The following is a 23,590-nucleotide window of genomic DNA, read 5'->3' as shown; positions in this document are numbered from 1 at the left end:
GCGATCAGTGGCGGCGGGCCAGCTCCGGTGACTCGCTCTCCAGCGGCACCGCGTTCGCGGGGACCAGGCCGAGCTGCACGGCGGGCCGGGGCAGCGTCGCGTCCAGCGCCCAGTCCGCCGCGACCCGGGGCCGGTTACCGGGCATGGCCAGCAGGTGGTAGCCGCGGGTGACGGCCTTGGCCGGCAGCCCTGCGAGCGGCACCTTCAGCGGGTTCGCCGCCGCGTCCTTGCCGCCCAGGTCCACCACCCAGCCCAGGTCGTGGTGCTTGTACGACTTGCGCACGCCCTGACCGTACGAGGCGGCGATGTTGTGCGCCGCCAGCTTGCCCTGCCGCTGGGCGTGCTGCGCGGTCATGGCGCACACCTGCCCAGGGCGGGTCGGGTCGGGCACGGCGGCGGCGTCGCCGCAGGCGAACACCTCGGGGTAGCCGGGAACGTTGAGGAACTCGTCGACCACCAGCCGGCCCTTCTCGGTGCGCAGGCCCAGTTCGGCCACGAACGGGTCGGGGCGTACACCCACGCACCAGACGAGGCTGCACGTCGGGACGTACTCGCCGTCGGTGAGCATCACCCCGTCCGGGGTGGCTTCGGCGACCGAGGTGCCCATCCGCACGTCCACGCCGCGTTTGCGCAGCACCCGGTCGGCGGTGACCGACATCCGCCGGTCCAGTTCGGGCAGCACCCGGGGCGCCACGTCCAGCAGCATCCAGCGCGGCCGGACCTTCAGGTGCGGACGCTGGGCCATCAGCCGGTCGGTGAACAGCTGCCCGTGCGCGGCCACCTCGGTGCCGGTGTAGCCGGCGCCGACCACCACGAACGTGGTGCGGGCCCGCTGCTCGGCCGGGTCCTGGGTCAGCTCGGCCAGCTCGACCTGCCGGACCACGTGGTCGTGCAGGAACAGCGCCTCGGGCAGGCCGCGGAAGCCGTGGGCGTACTCGGTCACGCCGGGGATCGGCAGCAGCTTGTTGACGCTGCCCACGCTGAGCACGAGCCGGTCGTACGCGAGCTGCCCGTGGTCGCCCTCGACGGAGCGGTAGCCGACCCACCGGTTCTGCAGGTCGACCCGGTCGGCCTCGCCGATCACCACGCGGACGCCGTCGAGCGTGCCGGCGAGCGGCACCGCGATCCGGGTCGGCTCCACCACACCTGCCGCCACCTCGGGCAGCAGCGGCAGGTAGAGGAAGTAGTCGGTCGTGTTCAGCAGGACGATCTCGGCCCGGTCGCGGGCCAGTCGGCGCAACGTCTTGGCCGCGTGGTACCCGGCGAACCCGGCCCCCACGATCACCACCCGTGGTTTCGTCATGCCTGCTGCCGTTCCCGGGCAGACCTGCGACAAACGTGCCCGTGATCCATCCATCAGCGGCTATATGGACATTCCTCGTGATCGGCGCGAGGATGCCGGGATGGGAAACCACGAGACCGCCGAGGGTCGGCCCACGAGGTCCAGCCGGCGTACCTTCCTCACCGCCTCCGCCGCGGCCACCGCCGCCGCCGTCGCCACCCCGCTCACCGCCGCCCCGGCCGCCGCCGCGACCGGCGCTCCCCCGGGCCCGGGCCGTCCGGCCCGGCCGCAGCGGCCCGGCCGCGAGCTGGCCGCGCTGCTGCGCGAGATCGACGGCCGCCGGATCGAGGCCGTCGTGCGCCGGCTCGCCGCGTTCGGCACCCGCCACACCCTGTCCAGCCAGACCGATCCGGTACGCGGCATCGGCGCCGCCCGCGACTGGATCCACGCCCAGCTCTCCGGGTACGCGGCCGCGTCCGGCGGCCGGATGACTGTCGAACTCCAGTCGTACGTCCAGCAGCCCGCCTCCCGCATCCCCGTCCCGACCACCATCACCAACGTGGTGGCGACCCTGCGCGGCGACGTCACGCCCGAGCGGGTGTACGTCATCACCGGCCACTACGACTCCCGGGCGACCGACGTGATGGACGCGGTCAGCGACGCACCAGGCGCGGACGACGACGCCTCCGGCGTGGCGGTGGTGATGGAGCTGGCCCGGGTGCTGTCCACCCGCCGCACCGAGGCCACCATCGTGCTCGCCGCCGTCGCAGCCGAGGAGCAGGGACTGTACGGCTCGGCGTACCTCGCCTCGCAGTTGAAGGCGGCCGGCGCCGATGTCCAGGCCATGTTCAGCAACGACATCGTCGGGTCCAGCACCGCCGACGACGGCACGCGCGACCCGCGTACCGTGCGGTTGTTCGCCGAGGGCGTGCCGACCGCCGAGACCCCGGCCGAGGCGAGCGTGCGGCAGTCCGTCGGCGGCGAGAACGACTCGCCGTCGCGGCAGCTCGCCCGGTTCGTCACCGACGTGGCCGGGAACTCCGCCACCGGCATGGACGTGCGCGTCATCTACCGGCGGGACCGCTACCTGCGCGGCAGCGACCACATCTCGTTCCTGCGCGAGGGCTGGCCGGCCGGCCGGTTCACCGAGCCGAACGAGGACTTCGCCCACCAGCACCAGGACGTGCGGGTCGTCGACGGGGTGCAGTACGGCGACCTGCCGGAGTTCTGCGACTTCGGCTACATCACCCGGGTGGCCCGGGTGAACGCCGCGACGCTGTGGTCACTGGCCCAGGCGCCCGGCACACCCAAGAGCGTCACCGTGGTGACCACGAACCTGACCAACGACACCACGTTGCGGTGGCAGCGCGGGCCCGAGCCGGACCTGGCCGGGTACGAGGTGGTGTGGCGGGAGACCACCGCCGACCAGTGGCAGAAGGTGCTGCCGGTCGGCGACGTCACCGAGGTGACCATCGACCTGTCCAAGGACAACGTGTTCTTCGGCGTACGGGCGGTCGACCGGGACGGGCACCGCAGCCCGGTCGCCTTCCCGAAGCCCGGCAGCTGAGGCCGGCCGGTCACCGTCCTCCGGCGCCGCACTCAGTCCGGCGCCGGGGCGGTGATCGCCCAGCGTTCGTGGTCGCGCCACGCGCCGTCGATGAACAGGTAGTCCGGGGAGAACCCCTCCAGCCGGAAGCCGAGCCGCCGCGCCAGCCGCTTCGACGGCTCGTTGCCGGGCTGGATGTTCGCCTCCAGCCGGTGCAGACCGAGCGGCCCGAACGCGTACTCGATCACCAGCCGCACCCCGGCCGAGGCGTGCCCGGTGCCCGCGTACGGGCGGAACGCCGCGTATCCGAGGTAGCCGCCGCGCAGCGCGCCCAGCACGATGCCGCTGATGTTCGCGTATCCGGCGATCTGCCCGGTGGCCCGGTCGCAGAACAGGAACCCGGCGCTGTCCCGCCCCCGGATCTTGCGCAGGTACGCCGCGTAGCGCTGCGCGTCATCGGGCGCGGAGAGCCACGGATGGTGCAGGTCGCGGCTGCGCCGGGCGGCGGCGACGAACTCCGCCTCGTCAGCCGGACGGGGACGGCGGATGGCGACGCGCCCGTCACTGCGCAGATATCGCACAGCGCCACTCTCCGCCACCGCATCCACCCCACCGCATCCGGGGTGCTGCGCTCCCGCTGCGACACGGGCCGCCGAGCCAGACTTTCGTCCCCGACGTGCCGCCCGTCCCGGCCGATCCACCACCCCAGGAAAGGCGGGTCGCAACGCCGCGACCGCCTCGCCCCGAGGCGGCCCGTAGATCTTGGTAGGAAACGGCCCCCATAAGGGCCCTTTCGTACCAAGATCTCCTCGGCTGCCATCAGGTGGCTTGCCGATCCCATTCTGCGGAAGGACGCCTGTAGCCCGCGGTCGGCATCCGTTGGCTCTGTGCCGCCGCGGGTAACGAACCGACGCTTTGCGCGATCTTGCACTTGGTGCCCCGGGGATGCCTGCTTTGCGAGGTTCGCCGGGCACCAAACTGCAAGATCGCGTGGGCGGGCGGGGTGGATTGTGACGGCGGGCACTCGAGGGCCGAATCTGTGACGGCCGGCGTTCGAGGGCTGACATTCGGCGGATCCATCCGCGCCTCGGGCAAAACCGTCCGTGTCCGGCTGGGCTGTTCGGTACTTGATGTCCGGTTCGATGGCCTGGTGGGGCTGTGGTGCCACCGTGAGGGTGGAATCGGTGGCGGGCGCGGGGCGTTGTACATGGCTGACGGCCCCGGCACCAGGTCGAGCGCCAGACACCGGCCCGCCCGGGCACCCGGATAGTCAGGGGAATCGGCCCGGCCCCGACGTCGTTACATCCCCGGAGCGTCGGGCACCGTGACCCCGGCCTGGACGCCGTCACATCTCCCAGGTCGTCGCCCCGGCCGAGAGTCACGGAATGACCCCGGCCCGCCAGTCGTTACATCCCCCGGGCCGAGCAGCGAGGCCACGCCGCCGACAGTCCTCGGGCCGTAACCGGTGAGCCGCCGGCGGGAATGACGCCGGGCCGGTCGTCGTTACATCCCCGAGCCGCGGAGCAGGCCCCCAGGGTCGCCCGCGCGCCAGCCCTATCGAGGGCACCCCCAAGACTTTCCCCCTTTCGCGGCATCCCCCGCCGCGTCATCCCCCACTTCAGGGAGGCAACCATCATGGCTACCACTCTGCTGCGTAAGACCGTTCTGACCGCTGCCGGTATCGCCGCCACCGCCGGCGGCATCGCCGGCCCCGCGATCGCCGCCCACGACGCCCCCACCACCAGCACCAGCGTGGTGGCGGACCGCAAGGGCCACGGCGAGCGGGAACTCGACGTCCGCTACGAAGCCCAGCCCAACTTCTACTTCTGCGGCCCCGCCGCCGCCCGCAACGCCCTGAGCGTGCAGGGCAAGAACATCGACGTACACACCATGGCCAAGGAGATGGGCACCACCGAGGCCGGCACCAACAGCATCAACGACATCACCCCCGTACTGAACAAGGAGACCGGCACCAAGGACGCCTACAAGTCGGTCGAGATCAGCACCCCCAAGGCCGACGACAAGCAGACCGACACCCTGCGCGCCGACATCGTCAAGACCGTCGACGCCGGCCGGGCCGTGGTCGCCAACATCGCCGGCACCGCCACCGACACCGACGGCACCACCCACTCATTCGAAGGCGGCCACTACATCAGCGTCATCGGCTACCGCGACAACGGCAACACCGTCACCATCGCCGACAGCGCCGACCCCACCACCGCCACCTACCGCATGAACATCGACAACCTCGCCGACTGGATCGCCACCCGCGGCTACAGCACCAGCTAAGCAACACCGCCGCCCCGATGGCTGCAGAGCAAGGGCGATAGCACGCACGCCGGAAGGGCCCGACCCCCCACCACGAGGGGTCGGGCCCTTTCGCGCGTATCCAACGGCTGCCTTCCGGTCACCTCGCCGTCACGCCGGTGTCGTCACCCGGACGGCTCGCTCCACCACGCTGGGTCGCGCCGGATCGTCCGGGCGACCGTGAAGGAGCAGCTGTGGCAGCCGAGGAGGCGACGCACCGCCCACCGACCACGCCCCGCCCAGCCGCGCCGAGCCGCCCCGACGTGAGCGTGGTCGTGCCTGTCTACAACACGCTGCGCTACCTGCGGTCCTGCCTCGACTCGGTGCTGCGGCAGACGATCGGGCCGGGCCGGATGGAGATCGTGGCGGTGGACGACGGGTCCACCGACGGCAGCGGCCGCCTGCTGGACCGGTACGCCGCGAAGCACCCCGGCACGGTGCGGGTGGTCCACCAGCCCAACTCCGGTGGCCCGGCGTCGCCCTGCAACCGGGGACTGGACCTGGCCACCGGCCGGTACGTCTTCTTCCTCGGCTCGGACGACCGGCTCGGTCCGGAGGCCCTCGAGCGTCTGGTCGCCGCCGCCGACCGGTACGGCTCGGACGTGGTGCTCGGCAAGGTGGTCGGGGTCAACGGCCGGCACGTGTTCTCGGACGTGTTCGCCGACGGCAACGCGGTCGACGTGAGCCTGTTCGACTCGGCGCTGCCCTGGTCGCTGGCGAACACGAAGCTGTTCCGGCGCGACCTCGTGGACCGGCTCGGGCTGCGGTTCCCGGAGGACATGCCGGTGCTCAGCGACCAGCCGTTCACGCTCGCCGCCTGCTACCACGCCCGCCGGATCTCGGTGCTCGCCGACTACGACTACTACCACGCGGTGCGCCGGCTGGACGCCCGCAACATCACCTACCACAGCCGGGTCGAGCAGCGCCTGGTCAGCGTGGAGCGGCTGTTCGCGTACGTGGCCGACCTGATCCCCGCCGGGGAGCGCCGGGACGCGGTGCTGCGCCGTCACGCCGGGCTGGAACTGGCGAACCTCGTCGGCGACGACTTCCGGCACCTGGACCGGGCCGCGCAGGAGCGGGTGCACGCGACGGTCGCGCGGCTGGTGCGGCGGCACGTCACCGACGGTCTGCGGGACCGGCTCGACATCGAGGCCCGGCTGCGCCTGGGCGCGGTGACCGCGGGCGGAGTCGACGACCTGCTGGCGGTGATCGAGCAGGACAGCGGCCGGGGCGTGCCGGCGACGGTGTTCGCCGGTGACCGCTGGCACGCGGGCTATCCGGGCGCCCCGGCGCGGTGGACCGACGTCACCGACGTGCGCGCCGACTGGCTGGCGCGGCTGGACACCGTCGACGTGAGCTGGGTCGACGGGCACACGTTGACGGTGACGACGCGCAGCCCGTACCCCCGGTTCGCCACGGAGGCCGGGCCGGTGCGGATGCTGGCCGGTCCGGTCGTGGGCGCCACCCGGATGGACGCCGGCGATCCGACCGGCCGCACGCTCCGCACGGACTTCGCACTCGACCGGCTCCTGGCGGCAAGCTCCGCCAGCGGGCAGCGCCATCCGGTCCGCGCCGAGGTGGACGGCGGTCACGGGCGCGGCGGGGCCGCGGTGCGCGCGCCCCGGCTCGCCGCCGGGCGGCCCCGGCTGCTGCGGCACGGCGCCCGGCTGTACGGGGTGGCGGCGACAGTCGACCCGCGCAACGGTCAGCTCGTGCTCTCCGTGGTGCCGGTGACGGTGGGTCAGCTCGTCGGGCGGCTGCGCCGGCGCGGCAGGCGCGGTCCAGTAACGGCGCAGACGTCAGGGCGCGGCCCGGAAGCCCTGCTCGGCCGGCATGGGCACCTGGAGGTACGTGGTGCCGCGCAGGTCCAGCCAGGCCCGCTGCGGCGCGCGGACCAGCCGCACCATCACCCCGGTGCAGGCGGGGCAGCGCCCGACCAGGCCCGGGGCGTGCGAGTAGACGTGTAGCCCAGCCATCGGGCCGGTCGTCCCGCAGGTGTCGCAGCGGCCGGTGGTGGCGCTCAGGTCGACGGCGAACAACTCACGCAACGGCCCGTCGAGCATGTTGCCGTCCACGTAGGACAGGTCGGTCATACGCCCTCCTCGGGTCTCAGCCGGTCGGGCCGAACCGTTCGGTCCGCACGCGCCGGGTCGGGTGACCCAGCCCCACCAGCAGGTCGGCCACGGTCTCCACGAATCCGGTGGGGCCGCACACGTAGCACAGCGGCTCCAGGTCGGGTGGCCAGCCGTGGCTGTTCACGTCGGCCAGGCCGATCCGATGCGGCTCGCCGCGCCAGCCCTCGGGCGCGGACCTGGTGTAGACGTACGCGACGTCGAGGCCCTGGTCGTCGCGCGCGCGGCGGCGCAGCTCGTCGGCGTAGATGACGTCGTCGGGGGTGCGCACCGAGTAGACGAGCCGGAACGGCGTGCGGCTGCCCGCGGCGCGGCGCGCGCGGATCATCGCCATCAGCGGCACCACGCCGGATCCGCCGCCCACGAGCAGCACCGGCGCGGTGTCGTCGGTACGCCAGACGAACCAGCCGCCGACCGGGCCGCGTACCTCCAGCGGGTCGCCCTCGGCGTAGGTGTCGGTCAGGTACGGCGACACCTCGCCGTCGGGCACCCGCTGCACCGTCACCTCGATCCGCTCGCCGTCGGCGGGGCCGGCCAGCGAGTACGACCGGGCGGCCTGGTAGCCGTCCTCGGCGGTGAGGCGCAGGTCGACGTGCTGCCCGGGCAGGTGCCCGGGCCAGCCGGGCACGTCCAGCACCAGCGTCTGCGCGGTGGGCGTCTCGATCCGCCGCTCGACCAGCCGGGCGACCCGCCACATCAGCGGCGCGACGCGGCGGCCCTCGGCCTGGGCCGTCACCTCAGTCGCCCTGGTAGCGCTGCTCGCGCCACGGGTCGCCGTAGTCGTGGTAGCCGGCGGTCTCCCAGAAGCCGGGCCGGTCGTCGGCGAGCAGCCGGATGCCGTGCACCCACTTGGCCGACTTCCACAGGTACAGGTGCGGCACGAGCAGCCGCGCCGGTCCGCCGTGCTCGGCCGGCAACGGCCCCCCGTCGTACGTGTGCACCACCCAGGCCCGCCCGCCGCGCAGGTCGTCGAGCGGCAGGTTGGTGGTGTAGCCGCCGTAGGAGTGCGCCAGCGCGTACCGGGCCTCGGTGTCGACGCCGTCGAGCAGCGTGTCCAGGGAGACGCCCTGCCAGGTGGTGCCGAGCTTGGACCAGCGGGTGACGCAGTGCAGGTCCACAGTCGGGGTGTCCTGCGGCAGGCCCATCATCTCGTCCCAGGACCAGCGGTACTCCGCGCCGGTCTCGCTGGTCAGCACGAACTCCCAGGTGTCCAGCGGCACGCGCGGCGTCGGGCCCGCGGAGAGCACCGGGAAGTCCTCGGTGAGGTACTGCCCCGGCGGCAGGTCGGGCGCGGACGTACGGGGCCGGCCCTGGAAGCCGGGCGAGACGATTCCCACCCGTCAGTCGTACCACCGCCGGTCCCGCCGGGGCAGGGGTTCCCACCGAGTCAGGCGGAACCTCCACCCTGCACCTCGTGCACGACGGTGCGCTTGCCGTCGCCGCTGTTGCGGGTGGCCCGCAGGCTGGTGATGGTGACGATCACCAGGACACCGATGATCACGCCGAGCGAGGCGAGCGTCGGGATCTCCGGCACGCCCTCCCAGATGCCGTGCGCCCAGTGCAGGCCGAGCTTGACGCCGATGAACGCCAGGATGGCGGCCAGGCCGTAGCTGAGGTGCACGAGGCGGCTCAGCGCGGCGTGCAGCACGAAGTAGAGCGCCCGCAGGCCCAGTAGCGCGAAGGCGTTGGTGGCGAAGACGAGGTACGGGTCCTCGGTGATGCCGTAGACGGCCGGCACCGAGTCGACGGCGAACACGATGTCCGTGGCCAGCACGGCGACCACGACGAGCGCGAACGGGGTGAGCGCCCGCCGGCCGCCCTGCCGGATCGTCATCCGGGTGCCGTGGTAGTCGTCGACCACCGGCATGATCTTGCGGAGCAGGCGTACCGACCGCATCTTGTTGATGTCGACCTCCTGCTCGTGCCCGGAAAGGGCGTCGCGCAGCAGCTTGACCGCGGTGGCGATCAGGATGAGCGCGAACAGCAGGAAGGCGAAGTCGAGCGTCTGGAGCGCGGCGGCGCCGAGCGCGATGAACACACCGCGCAGCACCAGGGCGCCCGCGATGCCGTAGAGCAGCACCCGCTGGGCGAGCACGGCGGGCACCGCGAACGCGGCCAGCAGCAGCATGAAGACGAACAGGTTGTCGACCGAGAGGGACTTCTCGACCAGGTAACCGGTGAGGTACTCGATGCCCTGCTGGCTGCCGTAGCGGGACCAGATCCAGGCGCCGAAGGCCAGCGGCAGGGCGATGTAGAAGGCCGACCAGCCCAGGGCCTCACGGATCGAGACCTCGTGCGGCTTTCTGGTGACCAGGAAGTCGAGCACCAGCAGGACGAGCACGCCGACGATCGTCACGACCCACAGCGTGGGCGTGCCGACAGACGACAACCCGGCCGCGGCCAGGGGCGACAATTCGGGCATGGAGCCTCCTCGAACACCGTGTCATGTTCGAGGTCTCCTTCACCCACGTTTTCGTGGGCAACCACCCGGGGCTCGCCTCGGCGGCTTGCCGTACTGACCGGAATGATTCGTGGGAAGTACTCCCCTCGCCTGCACAAGGCTAGGTCACCGCCGGACCGGACGCCAAGTCGGGACACGGTTGATTGCCCTGGTCAACCGCTGTGCGGTGGTGGAGGGCATGGCGCCAGGTCACCGGGCACCCTATGGTGACGCGGGTGACCAACCAGGGACCACTGACCGGCGTACGGGTGATCGAGCTGGCCGGGATCGGCCCCGGTCCGTTCGCGTCGATGATGCTGGCCGACCTCGGCGCCGACGTGGTGCGCGTCGACCGGCCCGGCGGCGGCAGGTTCGGCGCCTTCCCCGGCGACCTGCTGAACCGCAACCGCCGCTCGATCGCCGTCGACCTCAAGCAGCCCGAGGGGCGTGACCTGGTGCTCGACCTGGTCGCCGGCGCGGACGCGCTGGTGGAGGGCTTCCGGCCGGGGGTGACCGAACGACTCGGCCTCGGCCCGGACGACTGCCTCGCCGCCAACCCCAAGCTGGTGTACGGGCGGATGACCGGCTGGGGGCAGGACGGGCCGCTGGCGCAGCGCGCCGGGCACGACATCGACTACCTGGCCCTGACCGGCGCGCTGCACGGCGTGGGCCGGGCCGGGGAACGCCCGGTGCCGCCGATGAACCTGCTCGGCGACTACGGCGGCGGGGGCATGATGCTGGCGCTCGGCGTGGTCGCCGCGCTGTACGCGGTACGCGGCGGCGCACCCGGCCAGGTGGTCGACGCGGCCATCGTGGACGGCGTGTCGGTGCTGGCCACCCAGATCCACGCGCTGCGCGGCATCGGCCTGTGGCAGGACCCGCGCGGGGTGAACCTCCTCGACGGCGGCGCGCCCTTCTACGACACGTACGAGTGCGCCGACGGGCGGTACGTGGCGGTGGGCGCGCTGGAGCCGCAGTTCTACGCCGAACTGGTCCGGCTCACCGGCTTCCCGCCCGACGGCGGCGACGGCCCGCAGGACGCCGGTGCGGCGGTCGGCGGTGAGGCGCTGGACCGGGACGATCCGGCGAACTGGCCGGCGCTGCGGGCGGCCTGGGCGCGGCTGTTCCGCACCCGTACCCGGGACGAGTGGACGGAACTGCTGGGCGGAACCGACGCCTGCGTGGCGCCGGTACTCGACTGGGCCGAGGCGCCGGAGCATCCGCACCTGCGGGCACGCGAGGTCTTCGTGGCGCCGGACGGCGTCACCCAGCCCGCTCCCGCACCGCGCTTCTCGGCCACCCCGACCTCTGTCCGGCGCCCGCCACCGTCGCCGGGCGAGCACACCGACGAGGTGCTGGCCGGTGCCGGGATCGACGCCGGCCGGATCGCCGCTCTGCGCGCCGCAGGTGTGATCGGCTGACCGGCCGCCGGTTCAGCGGCGCGCGGCGGCCGGGGCGAGGGCCGGTTCCACCATGTCCCGGTAGTCGCGCGGAAACTGGACCACGACCTCCTGGAACTCCCCGCCGCGGATCGCCTCGCGCATCGTGACGAACACCGCGCGTACCGCGTCCCGGGCGGTGTTCTCGTCGCAGTCGGCCCGGCGGGCGACCCGGGCGACGAACTCCGCCGCGCCGAACCGTTCCGCGGCCTCGTCGCGCGGATACGGGCTGAGCAGCCCCTGGAGTGGCTTCGGCAGCTGCGCGGCCAGGTCCAGCACCTCGCCGCCGGTCAGCCGCTCGGCGAACGTCTCCAGTGTGGCCCCGGTGAGCGTGGCGGCCCGGTCCTCGCTGGTGCCGGTGAGCCGGGCGACCCGGCTCACGAAGGTCAGGTAGTGCATGCGTGGTACCCCCTTCGGTGCGCCCACCGCGGCTACCCGCGACGGCGCGCCGGAAACGGCGCCGGTCACCGGCGCGAGACGGGGGCGGGATTTCCGCGCTCGCGGGCGTGAGCGGCGGCGCGACGGGTAACCGCCGCCCGGTCATGACCCCGACTACTGCCACGAGGAGCCCGACCCATGGCGAGTTACACGGATGTCCTTGATTACCTGTCCGCGCTGGACTACCCGGCCGGCAAGGACGACGTCATCCGCGAGGCGGAACGGGAGGGCGCGCCGCCGGACGTGTTGCGGGCGCTGCGCGCTCTGCCCCCGGTGGACTACGCCAACGGCACCGAGGTGGCCCGGTCGGCCGGCATCGACGCGGCTCCCGAGGTGAGCCGGTCGCAGCGCGCGGCGCAGGCCCGGGACAACCACCCGCGCGTCTCGCAACACCTGCGCGGCATCTGAGTACGGCGTCGGGCCGGCGGGCGACACGGCCGCCGGCCTCTGCGCGTGCGGAAACAGGCCCGGCGTACGACTGTCGCGCGTGGGCGCTGCCCTGTGGCGGGTCGGCGTGCCCGGACAGGCGAGCGCCCCGGGTCACGAACCGCGACCTGGGGCGCCACGCAGCACCTGTCCTCCGCGGTTCACGCCCGAACCGGGTCGCGACCGCGCAGCGGTGAGATGTTCGCCCGAACCGGGCGGGCATCGCTGCCACGATCATCATACGACGCAACATCAGCCGAACGGGTGAGAATCGCGGAAGTGTGTCCGGGCGCACGTGTGCGCTCAGGCGGTCACCTCGGCGTACCGCCGCTCCAGGTCCACTCGCGCCAGCGCTCCGACCAGCCACGACAGTTGCTCCGACTCGCCGCTGCCGGTCAGTCCGGCGAGGTCGCGCGCGGTACGGCCCAGCCCGAGCCGGCGGGCCGCCGCGAGCGCACGCCGGTCGGCCACCGGCGCCGCCTCACGCCACAGCGCCTGCGCCTCGCGCAGGAACAGGTCGCACACCTCGTCGTCCACTCCGGGCAGCGCGGTCAGCAGCCGCCGTTCCTCGCCCGCATCCTGGTGCGCGGCGGTCCGCAGCCGGCGCAGGTCACCCCGGTACGTCTCGACGATCGTGCGGGCCAGGTCGCCGAGGGTGTCGGCGATCGCGGGCAGGTCACCGCGCAGCCCGGCGGCGCGCAGCACGCGTACCCGGTCCTCGTGGCGGGAGCGGGCCATCCGGGCCGCGGTGTCCCACCCGGCGTCGCGCAGCGCGGTGGCCGCGTCGACGGACCGGTGGAAGTCGCCCCGGCGGGCCAGCAGAACGGCCAGGTACAGCACCTGGAACAACTGGGCCGGGTTGTTGGTCACCCGGAACCCGAAGCACTCGGCGAACCCGCGGCCGTCTCCGGCGAGCCGGCGGGCGAGCCGCTTCTTGTCCGCGACGTCGCGCGGGGCGGTGGTTGTCGGCATGCCGCCGACTACCCCGGCGACGGCGCGGCATTCGGGGTACGACGGTCAGCCGCGGACGTCACCGCCGCGATCACGGGCCTTGAGCCGGGTGGTGGGCAGCGCGGGCGCGGGCAGCGGCGGCGCCGCGTCGTCGGCGACCACGCCGAAGCGGCGGCCGGCCATCCAGTCCTCCCGGGCGGCCACCACCTCCTCATGCGAGCGGCCGACGAAGTTCCACCACATCACCAGCGGCTCCTCGAACGGGGTGCCGCCGAGCAGCAGCAGCCGGGTGCCCGGCTCGGCGCGCAGCGTCAGCGCGTTCCGGCCGAGGCCCAGGTAGAGCAGCGCGCCGGGGGCCAGCGCCGTGCCGTCGCACTCGGCGGCACCGGACATGGCCAGCAGCCCGTACTCGAAGTCCGGGCGCAGCGGCAGCGTGGCCGGCGCCGGCCCGCGGACCTCGATCTGCGCGCCGACCAGCGGGGTGTGCACGACGGCGGGCGAGCGTTCCCCGCCGAGGTCGCCGACGAGCAGCGTGACGTCCAGGTCGCCGTCGCGGAAGCGGGGCAGGTCGGCGTGGTGGGCGAAGTCCGGGTCACCGGCACGGGCCGGGTCGGGCAGCGCCACCCACAGCTGCACGCCGTGCATCAGCGGCGGGTGCACCAGCGGGGAACGCTCGGAGTGGGCGATGCCGCGCCCGGAGGTCATCACGTTGAGCTGGCCCGGTCGGATGGGCTGCACGTTGCCGAGGCTGTCGCGGTGCAGGATCTCCCCGTCGAGCAGCCAGGTGACGGTCTGCAGCCCGGTGTGCGGGTGCGGCGGCACCTCCATGCCGGGCCGGTCGGCCACGTCGTCGGGCCCGAAGTGGTCGACGAAGCACCAGGCGCCGACCATCCGGCGCTGCCGCTGCGGCAGCAGCCGGCGCACAGTGGTGTAGCGGCCGAGCGGGACGTCGTGGCCGGGCAGCAGCACGCTGCCCGGGTCGGTCGGGCCGACGCCCGGCGGGAGCGTCTGCGCGGGCAGGGATTCGGTGCGGTCCACCGCCCGACTGTACGCTCACTCCGCGGTGACGCTCACCGCGTTCGCGCCCCCGACCAGGTCGAGGTAGAGCCGGTCGGCAGCCCGGTCCCAGCCCGGTGAGCTGACCAGGTCACCGGCGGCGATCCCGCCGCGACGCTGGTCGTACAGGGTCAGGGAGCCGGCGCCGGAGGCCACCCGCACCCGGGCCGGCGGCCCGCCGGGCACGGTGACCGTGAGTTCGCTGACCCCGCCGGTCATCCGGACGGTGAGCGAGCCGTCGAGCCGTGGCAGCAGCAGCCGGGTACGCGACGCGCCGCCGACCAGGTCGATCCCGGCGAGCCGGGCCTCGCCCAGGTCGAGCCGCTGCTCGCTGACGCCGCCGAGCAGCCGCAGCCGCCAGGTGACCCGGGAGTTGAGCACCACCTCGACGGCGGCCGGGCCGGGGCGGCCGTTCTCCTCGATCCGCAGCCGGACCCGGTCGCCCACGAGCTGCGGGCGGGGCGTCACACCCGAGCCGTCCGGCGCGCCGATCCGGTAGAGGTCGTCGCCGAGGTCGGCGGCCCGCAGCGTGAACCGGGTCAGCCCGTCGACCAGCTCGAACTGGGCGCGCTGCCGGTTGCCGCGGGGCGCGGCGAGCGTCTCGGCGCCGGCCACCTCGGCGGCGCCCGCCCCGCCGGAGCCGCCGCCGGGAGCGGGCGACGGCGGGGCGCCGCCGGAGAAGACCACGCCGAGACGGGCCGGGTTGGACAGCGTCACCGCCACGGCCACCGCGCCGAGCACCACCACCAGCACCGCCGCCGCCGCGAGCAGCCGGGCTCCGCCGGACCAGCGGGGCCTGGCCAGGCCGGGGTCGTCCTCGGATGCGGTCATGGTCGTCCCCTCTCGCCGGTCCCCATCGGGTCATACGTCTGCGTCGGCGTCTCGGTTCATTCCCACTCCGGTACGCGAGCGCACCTTGCCGGCGCACGCGGCCAGCACGGCGTGCGCGTCCAGACCGAGACTCTCGATCGCGACCAGCGCGGTGAACGCCACGTCGGCCAGCTCGGCGGCGACCTCCTCGCGGGTGTGCGTCACCCCCTTGCGCGGGTTCTGCCCGAGCAGGCCGATCCACGCCGCGGCGACCTCACCGGCCTCCTCGCCGATCTTGAGGATGCGACAGGTCAGTTCGGTGTCGCCGCGGCCGTTCGCGGCGTCGAGCCAGGCGCGCGCGTCCCGCGCCGTCGTCCAGATGGTGGCGTCCACGCGGACCAGTGAACCGCACCCCGCACACCGTTCGTATCCTGGGGCGACGCAGGCCGGAGGGCCTGCGTCCCAGGCGAGAGGAGGTGCCCGTGATGCCGGAGATCGTCGAGTCGGTGTTCGCCGGCGTGGTCGCCCGGAACCCGGGAGAGCCCGAGTTCCATCAGGCGGTCCGCGAGGTGCTGGAGAGCATCGGTCCGGCCCTGGCCCGGCATCCGGAGTACGCCGAGGTGGTCGAGCGCGTCTGCGAACCGGAGCGGCAGGTCATCTTCCGCGTTCCGTGGGAGGACGACCGGGGCCGGGTGCGGGTCAACCGCGGGTTCCGGGTGGAGTTCAACAGCGCGCTCGGCCCGTTCAAGGGCGGCCTGCGCTTCCACCCGTCGGTCCACCTGGGCATCGTGAAGTTCCTCGGGTTCGAGCAGATCTTCAAGAACGCGCTGACCGGGCTGTCCATCGGCGGCGGCAAGGGCGGCGCGGACTTCGACCCGAAGGGCCGCTCCGACCGCGAGGTGATGCGGTTCTGCCAGAGCTTCATGACCGAGCTGTACCGGCACATCGGCCCGCAGACCGACGTGCCCGCAGGTGACATCGGGGTGGGCGGCCGGGAGATCGGCTACCTGTTCGGGCAGTACAAGCGCATCACCAACCGGTACGACGCGGGCGTGCTCACCGGCAAGGGCCTGGCGTACGGGGGCGCGCAGGTGCGCCGGGAGGCGACCGGGTACGGGGCGGTGTTCTTCGCCGACGACATGCTCCGCCAGGCCGGGGACAGCCTGGAGGGCAAGCGGGTCGTGGTGTCCGGCTCCGGCAACGTGGCCATCTACGCGATCGAGAAGGTGCACCAGCTCGGCGGCACCGTGGTGGCGTGTTCGGACTCCGGCGGCTACGTGGTCGACGAGAAGGGCATCGACCTGGCGTTGCTGCGCGAGCTGAAGGAGCAGCGCCGGGGACGGCTGGCCGAGTACGCGGAGCACGCGCGCAACGCGGTGGCGGTCGCGGACCGCAACGTGTGGGAGGTGCCCTGCGACCTGGCGCTGCCCTGCGCCACGCAGAACGAGATCGGCGGCGCGGAGGCGGCCGCGCTGGTAGCGGGCGGCTGCGTCGCGGTGGTGGAGGGGGCGAACATGCCCACCACGCCGGAGGCGGTGCGGATCCTCGGCCGGGCCGGGGTGCGGTTCGCCCCGGGCAAGGCCGCCAACGCCGGCGGGGTGGCGGTGAGCGGGCTGGAGATGCAGCAGAACGCCAGCCGCGACACGTGGACGTTCGGCGAGTCGGAGCAGCGGTTGCGCGAGATCATGCGGGACGTGCACGACAGGTGCTGGGCGACCGCCGAGGAGTTCGGCCTGCCCGGCGACTACGTGGCCGGGGCGAACATCCAGGGGTTCCGGCGGGTGGCCGAGGCGATGCTGGCGCACGGCCTGGTCTGAGCGGTCCGCGGGACGGACGCCGGCGCAGCGGTCGGTCAGCGATTGACAGCTCTCGACGCCCGGCCTAGGTTCAGGGCGCTACCGGCCGGTAGGCATCCGTCCCGCGTCGTCACCCCCGTCCCGGGGTGGCACCCGTCCCCCGGGGAGCAGCGATGCAGCCCTCACCCGTCCGTCGCCGGCTGCTCGCCGTCGGCGCGGCCCTCGCGCTGACGCTCGGCCTCACCGGCGCGGCCCCCGCCGCCGCCACCGGCCGCGACGACGGCAGCGGCCCGCTGCCCGGCTACACCATCGTCAACCCGCCGCTGCCGCCGCTCGTGGTCGGCGGGGCCGCCACCACCGTGCGGCAGGGCGTGCACGCCAACGCCGGGTACGTCATCGAGATCCCGGCGCGCTGGAACGGCGAGCTGGTGATGTGGGCGCACGGCTACCGCGGCCAGGGCACCGAGCTGTCGCCGGAGCCGCCCGGCTTCGACCTGCGGCAGCGCCTGGTGGCGCAGGGGTACGCGTGGGCGTCGTCGTCGTACGACCGCAACGGCTACGACGTGCGCTCCGGCGTTCGCGGCACCCGCGCCCTGGCCGACCTGTTCAGCCGTACCGTCCGGCGCCCGCACCGGGTACTGATCGCCGGCGTCTCGATGGGCGGTCACGTCATCGGCCGGTCGCTGGAGCAGTACCCGGGCTACTACGCCGGGGCGCTGCCGATGTGCGGGGTGCTCGGCGACCAGGAGCTGTTCGACTTCTTCCTGGACTACAACCTGGTCGCGCAGGTGCTGGCCGGGGTGCGCGCGTACCCGACGCCGCCCGACTACCTGACCTCGGCGGTGCCCCGGATCCAGGTCACGCTCGGCCTCGCCGGGCTGACCCCGGGCGGCGCGGACACCACCAATGCGCTGGGCAAGCAGCTGCGCGCGGTCACCGTGGACCGTTCCGGCGGGCCGCGGCCGGGCGCCGACGCCGCGTTCGCGGTGTGGAAGGACTTCCTGTTCGGCATCGCCGTCGGCGAGGCGGACGGCTCCCCCGCCCGGCGGCCCGGCCAGCTCGCCACGAACCTGTTCACCAGGTACACGCCGAACCAGCCGGTGAACCTCAACGCCACGGTGCAGCGGGTCGCGCCGGAGAACCTGCGCCAGCGGCTCGCGCCCGGCCTGACCGAGGTGCCCCGGATCGCCGGGCGGCCCACCGCGCCGGTGCTGAGCCTGCACGGGCTCGGCGACCTGTTCGTGCCGTTCAGTATGGAGCAGGCGTACGCCCGGGACGTGGCCCGGCACGGCCGGTCCCGGCTGCTCGTGCAGCGGGCGGTGCGCACCGCGCAGCACTGCGAGTTCAGCCCGGCCGAGGCCGGCGCCGCCTGGGACGACCTGGTCCGCTGGGTCCGCACCGACAAGCGGCCGGCCGGTGACGCGGTCACCGACCGGCGTGCGGTGGCGGCACCGGACTTCGGCTGCCGGTTCAGCGACCACGCCGCCCGGGCCGCCGGCGCCGGCACCCGCCCGCTCTACCCGCCGTGCTGACCCTGCCTCAGTCCTCCGCCCGGCCGTACCAGCCGCCCCGGTAGACGGTGCCCTGCGGGGTCGGCTGCGGCTCCGGCGGCGCCTCCGCCTCCTGCGGCACGTCCCCGGCGGTGCGGCGGGAGCGGCGGACGCGGCTGACCACGAACCAGCAGACACCGGCCACCACGGCCACGATGACGACCTTCTGGAACGTGCCCGCGTACGCCTCGACCACGTGCCACTGCTCGCCGAGCAGGTAACCGGCGAGCACGAACGTGGTGTTCCAGATCAGGCTGCCCAGCGCGGTGTAGAGCAGGAATACCGGAACCGGCATCCGTTCCACTCCGGCCGGGATGGAGATGAGACTGCGGAAGATCGGAATCATCCGGCCGAAGAACACCGCCTTGACGCCGTGGCGCAGGAACCACGCCTCGGTGCGGTCCACGTCCTCCAGCTTGATCAGCGGCAGCCGCGCGGCCAGGGCGCGCATCCGGTCCCGCCCGAGGGCCGCGCCGATGTAGTACAGCGCCAGCGCGCCCACGATCGACCCGAGCGTGGTCCAGAAGATGGCGCCGGCCAGGCTCATCCGGCCCTGGCTCGCGGTGAAGCCGGCCAGCGGCAGGATCACCTCGCTGGGGATGGGCGGGAACAGGTTCTCCAGGGCCACCGCGAGGCCGGCGCCCGGCCCACCGAGCCGTTCCATCAGGCCGGTGACCCAGCCGGCTACTCCGTCGCCGGACGGTTCCGCGGCCCGCGCGGTGCTCGCCCGGGGGACGGCGAGCAGCTGTGCGTTTCCGATCATCGGACCAACGTTACGGGGCGAAGCCGCGGACGACCACGCGTCATGGAAACCATTATCGTGTACGTCATGCGTACGCCGTTGCGGATCGCCGTCGCCCAGCCGCTGACCCGCTCCCACGACGTCGAGGGCAACGCCGCCCGGCACGCCGACGCGGTACGCGCCGCCGGGGCGCGCGTGGTGGTCTTCCCGGAGATGTCGCTGACCGGGTACGAGCTGACCGCCGCGCCGCTGGACCCGGCCGACCCGAGGCTCGCGCCTCTGCGGGCGGCCTGCGCCGAGACCGGCACGCTGGCGCTGGCCGGGGCGCCGGTGCCCGGCCCGCACATCGGGGTGCTCGTGATCGACGCGGAGGGCGTGCGGGTCGCGTACCGGAAGATGTTCCTGGGTGGCGCGGAGCCGCGGCACATGCGACCGGGCCGGGAGCCGGCGGTGCTCGATGTGGACGGCTGGCGGCTGGGGCTGGCGGTGTGCAAGGACACCGGCACGCCGGAGCACGCGGCGGCCACTGTGGCGCTCGGCGCGGACGCCTACCTGGCCGGGGTGCTCGAGTCGGCCGACGACGCGGCCGTGCCGGACGAACGCGCCCGCCGCGTCGCCGCCGAGCACGCCGTGTGGGTGGCGACGGCCAGTTTCGCCGGCTCGACCGGAGGCGGGTACGCGCGCGCCGCGGGTGGTTCCGGGATCTGGTCACCGGCGGGTGAGCCGGTGGTCCGCGCCGGCACGGGCGTCGGCGAGGTGGTCACCGCCACGCTGCGCTGACGGTCAGCCTTCGTCGGCGGCGCCGCCGCGCAGCCGTTCGTAGCCGTCGATCAGCTTGCGCAGCGCGGCGGCGGTGACCGGATCGATCTTGTCGTCCTCGGCCGCGTCCTCGATCTTCTCCCGCAGGTCCTCGACCCGCTTGTCGCGGTCCTTCGGCTTGCCCCGGTCCAGCTCGGCGGCCTTCTTCCGCAGGTCGTCGGCCGTCTTGCGGTCGATCAGCCCGATCGCCTCGGCCCGGTCGAGCAGCTCACCGAACCGGTCGCCGAGCTGACGCAGCGTCACCGGCTCGGCTGCCGCCGACGTCGGCGCGGCACTGCTGGGCTCCGGGGCGGGCGGTTCGGCGGCACGCGTCGACGGGCCGGCGGTGGGCGCGGCGGCCGGCGGCGTGCCGGAGCCGTCGCCCCACACCAGCGAGCCGACCACCGCGAGCAGCAGCACCACGGCACCGGCGACGAGCAGCCCGAGCAGCCGGTTCGACGAGACCGCCGGGCGCGGCGGCGCGACGGGACGTGCCGGCGGGACCGGGCGGGACGCGGCGGCCGGGGACCGCTCGACGAGGGTGGGCGGGTGCGCCACCGGCGCCACTGTGGGCAGGATCGCGGTCGGCGGGTCCACCGGGCGGCCCGCGCCGAGCCGGTCGGCGAGCCGGGCCGCGGTGGGCCGCCGCTCCGGGTCCGCCGCCAGGCAGGCCAGGACCAGGTCGGCGATCTCCGGCGGCAGGCCGGGCACCCGCAGCGGCGGGACCGGCGGCCGGTTGCGCCGCACGTCCAGCACGTCGTCCCAGCTGCGCACCGGCAGCGGCGCCCGGCCGGTGAGGCTGCGGTACAGCAGCACGCCGAGCGCGTACACGTCGCCGGCCGGGTTCGCCGGGCCGGGGTCGAGCCGTTCCGGGGCGAAGTAGGCGGGAGTGCCCATCAGCAGCGCGCCGGTCTGCCCGGTGACCGGGTGCGGGCCGGCGGGCGCGGCGATGCCGAAGTCGAGCACCTTCGCGCCGGTCTCGGTGAGCATCACGTTGGCCGGCTTGATGTCGCGGTGCACCACGCCGATCCGGTGCGCCGCGGCCAGCGCCCCGGCGACCTGCCCGGCCGTGCGGACCGCGTCCGGCCAGGCCAGCGGCCCGCCGGCCAGCCGGTCGGCGAGCGTCTGGCCCTCCACCAGCTCCATCACCAGGTACGGGACCACGACGCCGCCGTCCAGCGTCGCCTCGCCGTAGTCGTACACCTGGGTCACGTGCGGGTGGGTGAGCCGCGCCGCCGCGCGGGCCTCGCGCTGGATGACCGCCCGCAGTTGCGGATCGGCGGCGAGCTGCCCGGCGAGGGCCTTGACCGCGACGGGCCGGTGCAGCACCTCGTCGTCGGCGCGCCACACCTCGGACATCCCGCCGAGGCCGATGCGTTCGCGCAGGACATATCGGTCGTGCAGGCGCAGGGCGGGCGTGAAAGGCGACATGATGCCTCCAGTCTGCCCGTCCGGTCCCCGTGCCCGTCAACCGCCCGGCGCGAGGGCCCGGGTCAGGGCTTGCGGGCGACCCCGCCGTACATGCTGACGTCGACCACCGACGGGCGCGGCTCGGGCTCGCCGTCGGCGCGCCACTCGGCGACCGAGCAGACGCCCGGCTCGACCAGCTCCAGGCCGTCGAAGAAGCGCACGACCTCCTCCCGGCTGCGCAGGTTGATCACGCCGTGCGGACCGCCGCCGCGGGCTGCCGCCTTCGCCTCGGCGGCCAGCTCCTCCGGCAGGTAGTCGTGGGTGGCGTGCGAGGCGGCCAGGTAACTGCCGGCGGGCAACGCGTCCAGCAGGCGGCCGACGATCGCGTACGGATCTTCACCGTCGGGCACGAAGTGCAGCACCGCCAGCAGCATCAACGCCACCGGCTGGGAGAGATCCAGCGTGCGGCGCAGGTCGGGGTGGGCGAGGATGCGCTCCGGGTCACGCAGGTCCGCGTCGAGGTAGGCGGTGGCGCCCTCGGGCGAGCTGGTGAGCAGCGCGCGGGCGTGGGCCAGCACGATCGGGTCGTTGTCGACGTAGACCACCCGGGCGCGCGGGTCGGTCGACTGCGCCACCTCGTGCGTGTTGTCGGCGGTGGGGATGCCGGTGCCGATGTCCAGGAACTGCCGGATGCCCGCCTCGCCGGCCAGGTGCCGCACCGCACGACGCAGGAACCGCCGGTTCTCCAGCGCGCTGATCCGGATGGTCGGGAACCGGGCGGCCATCGCGTCGCCGGAGTCGCGGTCGGCCTGGAAGTTGTCCTTGCCGCCGAGCCAGTAGTTGTACCGGCGGGCGGGATGCGCCACCGTGGTGTCGATCCGGCCCGACTCGGGTGCCGTACCTGGTGCGTCGCTGGTCAAGGCCGCCTCCACGACTCGCGTGCCACCGTCCACTGTCTCCGGTCGCCGTCATGCTACTGCCCGGCGCCGCGCCGCTCAGGCCGGGTACAGCTCGTCGCGCATGCGGGCCAGCAACTCGGGGGTCCGCTCCGGCGGCGCGGCCTCCACGCACAACCTCTCCATCGCCTCGGCGTAGAAGTCGAGGTCGTCGCGCTTGTCCAGGTAGATCGCGCTGGTAAGCTGCTCGATGTAGACGATGTCGGGCAGGTCGGCGTCACCGAAGCGCAGGATGCTGAACGCGCCGCTGGCCGCGGCGTGCCCGCCGGCGGCGAACGGGACTATCTGCAACCGCACGTGCGGGCCCGAGGTCGCCTCGATCAGCGCGTCCATCTGCTCGCGCATCACCGCGGCACCGCCGATCGGGCGGCGCAGCACCGCCTCGTCGAGCACCGCCCACAACTGCGGCGGGTTGGGGCGCCGCAGCAGTTCCTTGCGCTGCATCCGCAGCTCCACCCGCCGGTCCAGCTCCGCCGCCGACGCGCTGCGGTGGCCGAGCAGGATCACCTCCCGGGCGTACGCGGCGGTCTGCAACAGGCCGGGCACGAACTGCACCTCGTACGTGCGGATCAGCGCGGCGGCCGCCTCCAGGCCCAGGTACGACTGGAACCAGGCGGGGAGCACATCGCCGTAGCGGTGCCACCAGCCCGGGCTGTTCGCGTCCCGGGCCAGCTTGAGCAGCGCGTCACGGTCCTCCGGAGCGGTGACGCCGTAGAGCGTGAGCAGGTCGGCCACGTCGCGCTCCTTGAAGCCGACCCGGCCCAGCTCCATCCGGCTGATCTTCGACTCCGACGAGCGGATCTCCCAGCCGGCCGTCTCGCGGCTGACCCCGGCGCTCTCCCGCAGCCGGCGCAGCTGCCCGCCGAGCAGCATGCGCAGCACTGTCGGACCGCTTGTCGGACCACCCTCGACGGGCACCGTCGCCACCTGACCGCCCTCGCATCCCGACCGCCCCGGCCGGGCACCCTCCCGGACCGACGAGTAAGCATGCCATGAACCGACAGTGAGGTGAACTCCTCCGGACGGACGGAGTCAGTCCCGTGTACGGGACGGCGGGATCAGGTGGTCGAAGTCGCCGTCCCGGGCGCCGAGCACGAACGCGGCGATCTCGTCCACTGTGTAGATCAGTGCCGGACCCTCGGGGTGCCGGGAGTTGCGGACCGCGATGCCGCCACCGCCGGGCAACTCGGCCAGTTCGACGCAGTTGCCGCTGGGGTTGCTGCGGCGGCTCTTCAACCAGCGCATCGGTGGCAACTCGGTCACGGGCACGCCGTTCGGGGGTTGCTGCATGGGCGTCCTTCGGGATGAGCCAGCCGAGGCCGCGGGAGGAGCGGTGGGTGGCGACGTCTGTCGACTGAGGAGTGAGATGCACGTGCATCTGCTATTGCATCTGCAATGGACAGAGAGCATGATAACCGAAATACGGTGTGCCGGTTCGTTCACGCACGGTGACCCGAGCCCGGCCCCGGGACGCCGCTCCGCGCGGCTTCGGGACTGCGGTGAGGAGGACG

23 protein-coding genes and 1 pseudogene are annotated in these 23,590 nt (G+C 73.7%); 8 read left to right on the top strand and 16 right to left on the bottom strand.

The window, feature by feature from the left end; translation table 11 throughout:
• Positions 1–4: 4 nt before the first annotated feature.
• Positions 5–1,303, bottom strand: coding sequence for an NAD(P)/FAD-dependent oxidoreductase (locus FB455_RS05275; protein ID WP_013477041.1), 1,299 nt, complete (start codon positions 1,301–1,303; stop codon positions 5–7).
• A 100-nt stretch (positions 1,304–1,403) separates the two neighbouring features.
• On the opposite strand from FB455_RS05275, the gene FB455_RS05270 reads away from it, so the two are divergent.
• The gene (locus FB455_RS05270; RefSeq protein WP_030269128.1) at positions 1,404–2,849 is read left to right on the top strand and encodes a M20/M25/M40 family metallo-hydrolase; all 1,446 of its coding nucleotides are present in this window, start codon (positions 1,404–1,406) and stop codon (positions 2,847–2,849) included.
• Positions 2,850–2,881: 32 nt separating this feature from the next.
• Here FB455_RS05270 and FB455_RS05265 read toward each other — a convergent pair whose 3' ends face one another.
• Positions 2,882–3,409, bottom strand: coding sequence for a GNAT family N-acetyltransferase (locus tag FB455_RS05265; RefSeq protein ID WP_230651805.1), 528 nt, complete (start codon positions 3,407–3,409; stop codon positions 2,882–2,884).
• Positions 3,410–4,463: 1,054 nt separating this feature from the next.
• On the opposite strand from FB455_RS05265, the gene FB455_RS05260 reads away from it, so the two are divergent.
• Together FB455_RS05260 and FB455_RS05255 are read left to right on the top strand one after the other, a co-directional pair.
• The gene (locus tag FB455_RS05260; protein WP_145752480.1) at positions 4,464–5,117 is read left to right on the top strand and encodes a C39 family peptidase; all 654 of its coding nucleotides are present in this window, start codon (positions 4,464–4,466) and stop codon (positions 5,115–5,117) included.
• 212 nt (positions 5,118–5,329) lie between these two features.
• Complete coding sequence (locus tag FB455_RS05255; protein ID WP_145752478.1) at positions 5,330–7,102, top strand: glycosyltransferase family 2 protein; 1,773 nt, start codon at positions 5,330–5,332, stop codon at positions 7,100–7,102.
• Here FB455_RS05255 and FB455_RS34680 read toward each other — a convergent pair.
• The 4 genes and pseudogenes from FB455_RS34680 to FB455_RS05240 form a co-directional block, all read right to left on the bottom strand.
• Positions 7,028–7,198: pseudogene (locus tag FB455_RS34680) on the bottom strand (DUF6510 family protein); the annotation flags it as partial. The gene FB455_RS05255 and the pseudogene FB455_RS34680 sit on opposite strands and share 75 nt — an antisense overlap.
• 46 nt (positions 7,199–7,244) lie before the next feature.
• A complete protein-coding gene (locus tag FB455_RS05250) occupies positions 7,245–7,964 on the bottom strand; it encodes a ferredoxin reductase (protein ID WP_176739820.1) in 720 nt (239 codons plus the stop codon).
• 40 nt (positions 7,965–8,004) lie between these two features.
• Complete coding sequence (locus FB455_RS05245) at positions 8,005–8,604, bottom strand: sulfite oxidase-like oxidoreductase (RefSeq protein ID WP_013285974.1); 600 nt, start codon at positions 8,602–8,604, stop codon at positions 8,005–8,007.
• Positions 8,605–8,654: 50 nt separating this feature from the next.
• A complete protein-coding gene (locus FB455_RS05240; protein ID WP_013285973.1) occupies positions 8,655–9,689 on the bottom strand; it encodes a TerC/Alx family metal homeostasis membrane protein in 1,035 nt (344 codons plus the stop codon).
• Between the two features lie 242 nt (positions 9,690–9,931).
• Here FB455_RS05240 and FB455_RS05235 point away from each other — a divergent pair, with 242 nt between their 5' ends.
• Positions 9,932–11,128, top strand: a complete 1,197-nt coding sequence (locus FB455_RS05235) for a CaiB/BaiF CoA transferase family protein (RefSeq protein WP_145752476.1) — start codon at positions 9,932–9,934, stop codon at positions 11,126–11,128.
• Positions 11,129–11,140: 12 nt separating this feature from the next.
• On the opposite strand, the gene FB455_RS05230 is transcribed toward FB455_RS05235, so the two are convergent.
• On the bottom strand, positions 11,141–11,545 hold the full coding sequence (locus FB455_RS05230) for a DUF2267 domain-containing protein (RefSeq protein WP_013285971.1): 405 nt from the start codon (positions 11,543–11,545) through the stop codon (positions 11,141–11,143).
• A gap of 177 nt (positions 11,546–11,722) precedes the next feature.
• On the opposite strand from FB455_RS05230, the gene FB455_RS05225 reads away from it, so the two are divergent.
• The gene (locus tag FB455_RS05225) at positions 11,723–11,992 is read left to right on the top strand and encodes a DUF2795 domain-containing protein (protein WP_013285970.1); all 270 of its coding nucleotides are present in this window, start codon (positions 11,723–11,725) and stop codon (positions 11,990–11,992) included.
• 321 nt (positions 11,993–12,313) lie between these two features.
• Here the strand turns inward: FB455_RS05225 and FB455_RS05220 are convergent, their stop codons facing one another.
• Genes FB455_RS05220 through FB455_RS05205 form a run of 4 tightly spaced genes read right to left on the bottom strand, consistent with a single transcriptional unit; the run spans position 12,314 to position 15,220 of the window.
• A complete protein-coding gene (locus FB455_RS05220) occupies positions 12,314–12,982 on the bottom strand; it encodes a hypothetical protein (protein WP_013285969.1) in 669 nt (222 codons plus the stop codon).
• Between the two features lie 45 nt (positions 12,983–13,027).
• Positions 13,028–13,999 carry a pirin family protein gene (locus FB455_RS05215; RefSeq protein WP_030269116.1) on the bottom strand — a complete coding sequence of 324 codons (972 nt, stop codon included), beginning with the start codon at positions 13,997–13,999 and terminating at the stop codon, positions 13,028–13,030.
• Positions 14,000–14,014: 15 nt separating this feature from the next.
• Complete coding sequence (locus FB455_RS05210; RefSeq protein WP_013477049.1) at positions 14,015–14,848, bottom strand: hypothetical protein; 834 nt, start codon at positions 14,846–14,848, stop codon at positions 14,015–14,017.
• A gap of 30 nt (positions 14,849–14,878) precedes the next feature.
• Entirely contained in the window at positions 14,879–15,220 is a 342-nt protein-coding gene (locus FB455_RS05205) for a MazG-like family protein (RefSeq protein ID WP_013285966.1), read from the bottom strand.
• Positions 15,221–15,312: 92 nt separating this feature from the next.
• Here FB455_RS05205 and gdhA point away from each other — a divergent pair, with 92 nt between their 5' ends.
• Positions 15,313–16,644, top strand: a complete 1,332-nt coding sequence (gdhA, locus tag FB455_RS05200) for an NADP-specific glutamate dehydrogenase (RefSeq protein ID WP_145752474.1) — start codon at positions 15,313–15,315, stop codon at positions 16,642–16,644.
• A 152-nt stretch (positions 16,645–16,796) separates the two neighbouring features.
• Complete coding sequence (locus FB455_RS05195; RefSeq protein WP_145752472.1) at positions 16,797–18,155, top strand: hypothetical protein; 1,359 nt, start codon at positions 16,797–16,799, stop codon at positions 18,153–18,155.
• A 7-nt stretch (positions 18,156–18,162) separates the two neighbouring features.
• Here the strand turns inward: FB455_RS05195 and FB455_RS05190 are convergent, their stop codons facing one another.
• Positions 18,163–18,936, bottom strand: a complete 774-nt coding sequence (locus FB455_RS05190) for a DedA family protein (RefSeq protein ID WP_145752470.1) — start codon at positions 18,934–18,936, stop codon at positions 18,163–18,165.
• A gap of 66 nt (positions 18,937–19,002) precedes the next feature.
• Here FB455_RS05190 and FB455_RS05185 point away from each other — a divergent pair, with 66 nt between their 5' ends.
• The gene (locus FB455_RS05185; protein ID WP_145752468.1) at positions 19,003–19,695 is read left to right on the top strand and encodes a carbon-nitrogen hydrolase family protein; all 693 of its coding nucleotides are present in this window, start codon (positions 19,003–19,005) and stop codon (positions 19,693–19,695) included.
• A gap of 3 nt (positions 19,696–19,698) precedes the next feature.
• Here the strand turns inward: FB455_RS05185 and FB455_RS05180 are convergent, their stop codons facing one another.
• From FB455_RS05180 to FB455_RS05165, 4 genes are all read right to left on the bottom strand, one after another.
• A complete protein-coding gene (locus tag FB455_RS05180; protein ID WP_145752466.1) occupies positions 19,699–21,144 on the bottom strand; it encodes a serine/threonine-protein kinase in 1,446 nt (481 codons plus the stop codon).
• Between the two features lie 62 nt (positions 21,145–21,206).
• Positions 21,207–22,043: an SAM-dependent methyltransferase gene (locus FB455_RS05175; RefSeq protein WP_013285960.1), complete on the bottom strand. Its 837-nt coding sequence runs from the start codon at positions 22,041–22,043 to the stop codon at positions 21,207–21,209.
• A gap of 75 nt (positions 22,044–22,118) precedes the next feature.
• On the bottom strand, positions 22,119–23,006 hold the full coding sequence (locus tag FB455_RS05170) for a helix-turn-helix domain-containing protein (protein ID WP_013285959.1): 888 nt from the start codon (positions 23,004–23,006) through the stop codon (positions 22,119–22,121).
• Between the two features lie 105 nt (positions 23,007–23,111).
• A complete protein-coding gene (locus tag FB455_RS05165) occupies positions 23,112–23,369 on the bottom strand; it encodes a DUF397 domain-containing protein (protein WP_013285958.1) in 258 nt (85 codons plus the stop codon).
• Positions 23,370–23,590: the final 221 nt, after the last annotated feature.

This window comes from Micromonospora sp. CNZ296, assembly GCF_007827635.1.
This window is presented reverse-complemented; position numbering and strand designations above follow the sequence as displayed.